6 protein-coding genes are annotated in these 6,822 nt (G+C 67.4%); all 6 read left to right on the forward strand.

Features of this window, described 5'->3' with window-relative positions:
- The first annotated feature begins 276 nt into the window (after positions 1 to 276).
- On the forward strand, positions 277 to 3,588 hold the full coding sequence (locus AC5Y5Z_RS23510) for a helicase-like domain-containing protein (protein ID WP_499919410.1): 3,312 nt from the start codon (positions 277 to 279) through the stop codon (positions 3,586 to 3,588).
- A 243-nt stretch (positions 3,589 to 3,831) separates the two neighbouring features.
- Positions 3,832 to 4,674 carry a hypothetical protein gene (locus tag AC5Y5Z_RS23515; protein ID WP_133438265.1) on the forward strand — a complete coding sequence of 281 codons (843 nt, stop codon included), beginning with the start codon at positions 3,832 to 3,834 and terminating at the stop codon, positions 4,672 to 4,674.
- A gap of 236 nt (positions 4,675 to 4,910) precedes the next feature.
- Positions 4,911 to 5,351 (forward strand): hypothetical protein, encoded by a 441-nt coding sequence (locus tag AC5Y5Z_RS23520; RefSeq protein WP_133438266.1) that lies wholly within the window; start codon positions 4,911 to 4,913, stop codon positions 5,349 to 5,351.
- Complete coding sequence (locus tag AC5Y5Z_RS23525; RefSeq protein WP_133438267.1) at positions 5,351 to 5,596, forward strand: hypothetical protein; 246 nt, start codon at positions 5,351 to 5,353, stop codon at positions 5,594 to 5,596. The genes AC5Y5Z_RS23520 and AC5Y5Z_RS23525 overlap by 1 nt, the downstream gene beginning before the upstream one ends.
- Positions 5,583 to 6,404: a hypothetical protein gene (locus tag AC5Y5Z_RS23530; protein ID WP_133438268.1), complete on the forward strand. Its 822-nt coding sequence runs from the start codon at positions 5,583 to 5,585 to the stop codon at positions 6,402 to 6,404. Before AC5Y5Z_RS23525 ends, AC5Y5Z_RS23530 begins: the two co-directional genes overlap by 14 nt.
- Entirely contained in the window at positions 6,401 to 6,652 is a 252-nt protein-coding gene (locus AC5Y5Z_RS23535; protein WP_133438269.1) for a hypothetical protein, read from the forward strand. The genes AC5Y5Z_RS23530 and AC5Y5Z_RS23535 overlap by 4 nt, the downstream gene beginning before the upstream one ends.
- The last annotated feature ends 170 nt before the right edge of the window (positions 6,653 to 6,822 follow it).

Genomic DNA, 6,822 nt, shown 5'->3' on the forward strand with positions numbered 1-6,822 from the left:
ACCGCGCAAACACGTGTCGAGTGTGACCGATGGGGCGAATGTGACTCAGGAGGTAATCGGCGTGTCGCTCGGATCGGCAGCGGAAAGGCCGTGTGCACCTTACTGACGACCCACGCCACGGTCACAACCGGCCCGAGCGCCGCTGCCGGTCTGCGCCCGCGGTGAACGTTGACCACATGTGTACAACGCTGGGCCCGTCGCCTGGACGCCCTCTACATGTACCAGTCGTCACAACCAGCATCTATCGCGATCAACCCAAACCCTATTCCAGATAAATTGCGTTGGCGCACACCGAGCCTCGGCGGGTTCCGGGCGGACCCCGATGCGCCGGTGGTGCTCGCCTTGGAGGCGTTCGACCAGGACACGGCGGAGGCGGCACCGGCGCCGATTCTGCTGCGCCGCGTCAACAAGAGGCCCGTGCCGGCCAGTACTGCCGGCAACCCCGGCGAAGCACTGGCGATCAGCTTGGGGGAGGGCCGCGGCCTGGACTTCGATCGCGTGGGTACGCTGCTGGGTTTGGCTGACCCCGAGGAGACTTTCGCCGCGCTCGGCGACCTGGCCTTCCGAGATCCCCGAGGCGGGGGCGCAGTCACGGCCCGTGATTACCTCTGCGGTGACGTTCGGGCCAAACTGCGGGAGGCGTTGGCGGCTGCGGCGGTCGATCCGCGCTACGAACGCAACGTGGCCGCGTTGGAAGCGGTGCAACCACCGTGGCTGACCCGCGACGACATCCGCGTTGAGCTGGGGTCCCCGTGGGTCACCGCCGGTGACGTCGGGGAATTCTGTCATGAGGTATTCGGTGTGCGGGCTGGCGTCGATCACATCGCGCCATTGGCGGCGTGGGAGGTGAACGCACATGGACGGGTGTCCCCAGAAGCTCGGATCGCCTACTGCACAGACCGTTTCGATGCGGTCGCGCTGCTGCAGATCGGGCTCAACGGTGCGGCGCCGGTCGTCTGGGACGAGTTCTACGACCAGCACACGCGCACGCACCGCAAGATCCGCAATGCCGACGCCACCGAAGCAGCCGAACAGAAGCTCTCGGCGATCCAAAGCCGGTTCTCGCTGTGGGTGTGGGAAAACGCCGACCGGGAGCGGCGCATCGTCGAGGAATACAACCAGACTATGAACGCGCGCGTCCTGCGCGCTCACAACGGCGCGCATCTGACGTTCCCCGGCCTGGCCGACGGGATCGAACTATGGCAGTGGCAACGAGACTTCGTCGACCGCGCGGTGTCCACACCGGCGGTGTTCAACGCCCACGAAGTCGGTCTCGGAAAGACGCTCACCGCAGTAACTTTGGCGATGACCCTGCGGCAATTCGGACTGGCCAACAGGGTAGCGCTGGCGGTTCCGCTACACCTGATCGAGCAGGTTACGCGCCAGTGCTACCAGGCGTGGCCGGCCGGCCGGTTCCTCATCGTGACCCGCGAGGATTTGCACGGCGACGCGCGCCGGCGGTTCGTGGCGCGCTGCGCGACCGGGGACTGGGATCTGGTCATCATGACCCACGAAACGTTTTCGTCGCTGCCGGTGCCCGCGCAGGTGGAGCGCGCGTGGCTAGAAGACCAGCTCGGCGAACTCGAAAGCTACGCCCGCACAGAGGGATACACCGGCAAGCGCATCGCCGCAGCTGTGCGTTCGCTGCAAGGCCGACTCGAGAAGCTGCGGTCGGCCATCAACGATCCCAAAGCGGTCACGTTCAAGAGCCTGGGCATCGACTATCTGATCGTCGACGAGGCCGACAAGTTCCGGCGACTGCCGGTGACGAGCCGCGCGGACGGGTTCAGCCTCGGATCCTCGAAACGGGCGCTCGATCTGTTCCTCAAGGTGTCGCTGCTGCGGCAGGCCAACCCGGACCGGCCGCACGCGTGCCTGCTCACGGGAACGCCCTTCACCAACACGCTTGCGGAGGGTTTCGTGTGGCAAAGCATCCTCGCGCCAGAACAGTTGGCGCGCACCGGGCTTAGGCACTTCGACGCGTGGGCGGCGCAGTTCGTGCGGTACAAGGTGCTCATCGAGACCAGCCCGGACGGATCGGGGTTCCGGTCGCGGCGGCGGCCGGGCACGATTCAGAACGTCCCCGAGCTGCGGACCATGCTCTCGGAGTTCATGTCCATGGTGCGGGCCGACAGCGTCGGTCTGCCCCGTCCCGAGGTCCGCAATCACACCCACCTCACCGAGCCGACGGCAGCCCAACGCGCATTCATGGCCAACCTGGTCACCCGTGCCGATGCCCTGCGTGCGCGGATGCCCTCGGCGGAGTCGGACAACATGCTGCTCATCTGCGGTGATGGCCGCAAAGTGGCGTTGGATCCGCACCTGGTCGGGATCGCCGGGCAGGCACCCAAGCTCGATGGCGTGGCCGAGGCCGTGGCCGACATCTACCACCAGACTCGGGACCTGAGGTATGCCGGATCCCCGACGCCGGGAGCCTTCCAGCTGGTGACCTGCGACATGGGCACGCCCAAAAAGGGGGACGCTCAGACCTATGGCCGTATCCGCGCGGGGTTGATCGCCCGTGGTGTGCCGGCCGATCGGATTCGGTTCGTCCATGAGGCGACCACGGCGAAGGCTCGCGAGGCGCTGTTCGCGGCGTGCCGTGACGGTCGGGTGGCCGTCCTGATCGGGTCCACCCCCAAGGTGGGGATCGGCACCAACGTGCAGCACCGCATGCACTCCCTGCACCAGGTGGACCCCACGTGGACCCCGGCGGCGTGGGAGCAGCGCAACGGACGGATCCGCCGTAACGGCAATCGGAACGCGGTCGCGCACATCCACTACCACGTCACGCGAGAAACGTTCGACGCGTTCATGTTCGGCACTCTGGAGCGTAAGGCGCGCGGCTTCGAGCAGCTGTATCGCACCGACGGACAGGCCCGTGAAATCGAGGACATCGGCGACGACACATTGACCATCGGCGAACTGAAGGCCGCCGCGGCGGGCAACGATCTATTGCTGCGACAGCATGAGTTAGAGACCCGCGTGCGGTCGCTGCGGCTAGCCCACGTCACCGTGCAGCAGAACGTGCGGACACTGCTGCACCAGGCCGCGGCCGCGGACAGCACCGCCGAGAGCGCCGCGGCGCGCGTTGAGCGGTTGCAGGCCTTCGCCGAGCATCGCGACAGCATGCGCGAGGTCGACCTGACGCGGGTCGCAGCCGACGCGTGCCTGGTCCGAGACACGTCGGACTATCGCTCTCGGTACCGGGCCACGTGGGGCGATCAGCGGGTGTCGGTGCGCACCGTGGACACCGACCCCGGCCAGCGATTGGAGTTGGCTTTCGAGCACCGCGTGCTGTGGGCCGAACCACTACCGGGGAAGGTCCGACGCCGAGGCGTGGAGGCTGTCACGGCGTGGGCGGAGGCGATGGTCGCCGCGTGGGTGGCCGGCGTCGACCGGGAGATCGTCGCGACACACAGCCGGGTCGATGAGTCGCAGCGGCGCGCACAAGACGCCCGCACCGCCGCGGCGGCCACCAGCGTTGGCGAGCCGACAGAGCTGATCGCCGCGCGCGCCGAGCTGGCCGAGGTCAACAACGCGATCAGTGAGGCACTGAGGGACGGCAGCCGCGCGGCCGCAGCGTAGCGGCCCACGGTCGGGGGGCGGTCACCGCGGACGGACCGCCCCGACACGGGCACGGAAGCGGTACACGGAAGCTCAGCACCCCACCGGCACCCCACCCGGCACAGGGGCAGGGTGCCGGTCCGGTATCGAAAGCCGCGCAGCTGATTTCGAGTGCTCGACAGAACTTGTCGGTGGGTCTGGGTAGTGTCATAGGTGTTGGGCTGGCCAGTTGGGCGGGCCCCGAAATCCCGGAAGGGGAATGCCATGACTGCATCTACGATCGAGCGGGTTGCTCCGGCCGTCGACCAGGATGGGGAGGTCGACTGGCGGGCGCTGCTGGAACAGGCGATGACGATGCCGGGCCGGCTGGGGGACACGTATTGCCGGTTCTACCAGTACTCCCTACAAAATCAGATCCTGTTGTGGTCGCAGGGTGTCAGTGAGCCATGTGCACCGTTCAGCGTGTGGAAAGCGCTGGGCCGGATCCCGGTCAAAGGTGGCGGTCGTGCGGTGCTGCATCCGCGGCCGATCCGCAAGACTGATGAGGAGACGGGCGAAAAGGTCGTCGTCGCGATGCGCTTCAAGCTGAAGCGATCCACGTTCCCGTACAGCAACACGGTCGGACCGGACGTCACGTGGCCCGAGCTGCCCGCGTGGGACGCCCAGCGTGCTTTGGCGGCCCTGGACATCACGCAGGTGCCGTACGCGCTGATCGACGGCAACTGCCAGGGGTACAGCTTCGAGCGCAACGTGGCTGTCAGCCCCGTCGCAAAATTCCCGGTGAAGACCCTGTTTCATGAGTTGGGACACGTAATGCTCGGTCACACAACGGATTCAGCGGAGGGGGAGAGCCCGTGCAGTCGCGGTGTGGCTGAGTTTGGGGCCGAGGCGGTGGCGTACCTGCTGGCGCACGAACTCGAGTTGTGCGAGTGGGCGCCGGAGGAGTCGCGGGCCTACATTCAGCATTGGCTGGGTGATGAGCAGGTGACCGACGGGCACATCCGTGCGGTGTTCACCGCGGTCGACAAGATCCTGCGGGCAGGCCGGACGGTGCCGGCCGGTGAGGAGGTCGCCGACCAGAACGCGCCCGAAGCGATCGCCTCCTAGCCGCGGGCCCGCATGAGTGTCCCGCCGGCCGACCTCCCTTTCCCTATCCGGCGGGGCACTGCCAATCCTGTGCCGGCCCAACCGCCACCCCACCCGGCACAGGGGCGGGGTGGGGCCGGTATGAGGTTGTGGCGGTGAGGTTTTGGTACTTCTGGTTGTCGGTGGGCGGGGGTAGTGTGGTGGGTGTTGGGCAGGCCAATCGGGTCGGCCCGCGACTCCCAGGGAAGGGGAATGTCGTGAGCGTTGTCGGGAGTGGTCCGGTGGGGCTTCGGGTGGATAAGGACGGGGCGGCGCGTCGGGTGCCGTTGACCGTCGACCAGTACGGCAGTCCGATCGCGATGCTGTGCGAACAGATCGGATGCCAGGTGGTGCAGTTGGTGCGTCTGGCGGGCGGGTTGGACCTGTGGCTCGACGAGGAGGCGCTGGTGTTCCTCGACCTCGACGATCAGGTTGAGGTGGCAGCCGCGGTAAATCCGGTGGCGACGATCATTGCGAGCAGGACTGCGGCGTTGCGGCAACCGGTATTTGGAGTGGCGGTGTTCCTCGGCGGTGACCGCGAGACCAGCGGCGGGCTCTCGGTTGAGCAGCTCGACGAGTTGGAGGGTCTGGTGGCGCTGTCGAGCGAGATCGTGGCGCGCGGGCAGTCGCTGGTCGCCCAGGTGGGCGGTCGGCACTGATGGCGCTGAATCTGACGATCAAAGTGGAGAACACCTACAGCGACGGGCACGAGTCCGAGCAGACCCACGTGGTGAGGGTGGACCGGTTCCGCGGCGAGGTGGATCTGTGGGACCAGCTTTTCGACTACACCGGCGACGGTCACGGCGCGGGGGATGGCAGTGACCTCGGATCTCTGTCGACGGTGACGGTGTTGGCATGCCCGGAGTTTCCGGAGCTGGTGGGGTTGAGCAATGAGTGGGGTTGAGGTGGACACCCCGGCGTTCCCGGTGGGCGCTGATGTGGAGACGGTCGACGACGTGCATGACGGCCGCCTGGACGGCCCGCTGTACCGCGTGGTGGGCATCCAGGGCGTCCTGCGCGACGTCCGGCGAGTAGAGGCCGCTACGGGCGAGCTGGACGGCATAGAGCTGCGATTCGTAGCCGCTGAGTTGCGCCCGGCGCGACCGATGACGCTGCGCCGCCATACAGCGCAGCTGACGCGCGCCGCGGCGGCCCGGTGGCGGCGTGCCGTCGCCGACGATGACGAGGACGTCGACACGTTGGCCGTGCTGGTCGACTCAGCCGAAAGCCTCGCGGACTTGGTGCTGGACCCAGCAACGGCGCCCGAGGACGGCGGGATCGCGGTGTGCGACTTCGCCAGCGACCTCGACGACGCACACGTGGTGCAGATTGACATCGCGCCGAGCACCGGACGGGTCCGGGTGTTCATCAACGACGGGGCGGTCTATGACGGCGACCCGGAGACCGACGAGCCCCCGGGAGCGCAGTACCGCGGTGACGGGTGGAGCGACGGACGGCGGGTGTGGAGCGTGCGGAGCCTGATGACGGGGGAGACCTCGACCTTCCGCGCCACTGGCCAGGCCGACGCTGCTGCGCAGTACCTCGACGTGGTGGCATCGAATCTGATGGTGTGGACCGACTCCGACCCGGCAGTTGGTCGCTGCGACGAATGTGGGTCCGCCACCGAGGAGCTGGTCAGCCTTCAGCACGGCCCAGCGTGCTCGCTGCATCCCGATAACTGCGTCGGTGCTCAACCGGGACAGTCGTCGTGAGTGGTCAGCCCAGTGGCTTCGTGACGATCGGGGACACCCCTTGGCCCGATCCCACCGACCCGCGCGAATTGGCCTACCGCCTACGGCATGAACCGGACGGCTTGCTGCGCCGTGACCAGCTGGTGCTGGCGTCCATCGTGGAGGCGTACAGCTCGCTGGTGTGCATGGACTCCCGCACCCGGCAACAGCGCGTCATGCAGCTGCGCGACCTGGCCGACGTGTTCCGACATGTCGGTCGACGCCGATAGAGTCACCGCTGTTGGGCAAGCCACTGGGGCGGGCCCTGAGACCCCGAATTGAAGGGGAGTGAGACCAATGGCCGAGGTAAGCAAGAAGGCAGGCGTCACGGCGTGGACGGGTGCGTGGCGGTTGCCTACCGATAAGCGTGATCATCAGCGGGCGGTGCGCAAGCAGCGCC

The sequence above is a fragment of the Mycobacterium sp. NGS29 genome, from assembly GCF_059812965.1.

Excerpts from the sequence above, each read along its gene's own strand:
- AC5Y5Z_RS23515 (WP_133438265.1), top strand. The coding sequence starts at position 3,832 with ATGACTGCATCTACGATCGAGCGGGTTGCTCCGGCCGTCGACCAGGAT.
- AC5Y5Z_RS23525 (WP_133438267.1), top strand. The coding sequence starts at position 5,351 with ATGGCGCTGAATCTGACGATCAAAGTGGAGAACACCTACAGCGACGGG.
- AC5Y5Z_RS23530 (WP_133438268.1), top strand. The coding sequence starts at position 5,583 with ATGAGTGGGGTTGAGGTGGACACCCCGGCGTTCCCGGTGGGCGCTGAT.